This is a genomic window from Clostridium sp. D43t1_170807_H7, assembly GCF_015555905.1.
In the GTDB taxonomy this organism is placed as follows: Bacteria; Bacillota; Clostridia; order Clostridiales; family Clostridiaceae; genus Clostridium.
On sequence record NZ_JADNLK010000063.1, the window covers coordinates 1 to 2,028 of the forward strand.

At 23.0% G+C, this 2,028-nt stretch carries 1 rRNA gene and 1 pseudogene; one reads left to right on the forward strand and one right to left on the reverse strand.

Annotated elements, in window-relative coordinates:
* Positions 1–8 precede the first annotated feature (8 nt).
* Positions 9–125, forward strand: a 5S ribosomal RNA gene (gene rrf, locus I2E98_RS15710).
* Positions 126–629: 504 nt separating this feature from the next.
* Here the strand turns inward: rrf and I2E98_RS15715 are convergent.
* Positions 630–1,286: pseudogene (locus I2E98_RS15715) on the reverse strand (IS1595 family transposase); the annotation flags it as partial.
* Positions 1,287–2,028 lie beyond the last annotated feature (742 nt).

Below are 2,028 nucleotides of genomic sequence, written 5' to 3' on the forward strand. Positions count from 1 at the left end.
CCATAGCATCTGGTGATGATGGCGTAGAGGAAACACTCCTTCCCATTCCGAACAGGAAAGTTAAGCTCTACAGCGTCGATGGTACTGCACGGGGGACTGTGTGGGAGAGTAGAACGTTGCCAGGTAAGAAGATACTTAGTTTAAACTAGGTATCTTTTTTTTTATTATAAAATAATATATACGCCGAATCATATTTTTTATATTTAAATATATATCAATAAAAGTAAATTTAAAATTAAAATAAATTATACTATAAATAAATAAAAAGTTTAAGATTGTGACTTATCTAACTTTAAACATTATCTATAAGTTTACTTTTCTTTTGATTATATATATTTCTGCACAATATCAATTGTCAAAGTGAATGTTAAGATCCTCAGTACAAATAGGAATAAAGTAAAATAAGTCATCAAAGTTGCTTGTGCATACGTAGATATTATAGATATAAGATTTCAACAATAAATAATCCTTTAATAATTAATATAATTTATCAAATAAACTATCATTGCAAAAATGTATTTTTTCATATGAGTACCTCGTAATTTTTAACGATTATTTAGTAATCCTTGTATTAATTGCATACTAAAAACAGTAAAAATAAAATCCATTTCTGTTTTAAATAGTTGCCTTTATTTGTACGAGAATAGATAATTAGTTAGGTATTTTGTTGAAACTCCATTAAACTTATTTATTCATCTTTTCAAACTACTATGAAAGGCATTAACTCTTAGAATATTATAAATATCCACAATTTTTCTTCCATCTCTAGTTTAATGCAACTCAAAGTTATGTTGAGCTGTAAAAGGGATATAGTTTATATGCTTATCAGTACATAATATAGAGTTTTTTTCAACAACATCTGATAAATCCTTATCTATATCAGTATATTTAGGTTTAACATTATATATTAATACAGTATGGATATTTCCTAATCTATCTACACCACATAATACACAAATAAATTCCTTAGATATATCTCTTGTATTTATTTTTTTACTACGCTTTCTTGCATCTCTTAAGTATTGTAAAATTAGAACTTTTGCTATGAACTAAGAGAAAAATATGTTTCATCAAGTTCAATAAAACCTTCAAGGGAACCATAGCCAATAAGCTTTTTAATTGCATCTATAATTTTATGTATATAAATGAAAGTCTTTAGTAATATTAATTTCAAGTAATTAAATACAGAGTATTATATTTTTACAATTAATAAGGCATTGAGTATATAGTAATTACTTATTAATTCTTTTTTTACTACTTAGTGTTGGAAATTTTGTAAATTCATTTTTGATATAAATAAAAACCTAAATTATAGTTATATTATGTATTATAAATAATACTTCTATATGTTAATAAAATTTTCAAATTTTTTGATACAGAGAATATAATTAATATTTTTATTATTTTGTAAAAAATTTATTTTAAATAATGGAAGTATATATAAGTAAAAACATAATAAAATATTTAGTTTTTATAAATTATTATTTAAAAATTTTATTAGTATTTTTATTGAATTAGAAAAATATTTGTTAAAAAATAAGAAATAAAACAATAATTTTTGATGGTAGTATGCAAAACTTAGCATATTATATATATGTGTGGATAATGTTAATTATGTTGATAAATACTTTTAATATATTATAGTAATGTTGTGGATAATGTGCATATAGTGGATAAATTTTATAAAAAATAGCAACACTCTTCCTAGTGTATCAATATAAGAAAAGAGAAGTAAAATGATGAAAAAAAGAGAAAAAGCAGATTAAAATTTAAATTTTACTTAATTATGTATAATTATTAAATTTATTAGATGATATTATAAATCATGTTCTGAGGAACAGAACAAAAACCTAAGATATTAGGTGAATCCAAGTTAACAAAAACAACAAAAAATGTTGAAAAAAATGTTGACAGGAGAGTTTCTCAGTGATAAGATAAGGAAGTCGCTTCAGTGCGACAGAGTAAATGGTCTTTGAAAATTGAACAGAATATAGTTAAAGTAAACCAGCAATTCTTTTGAGATAAGTA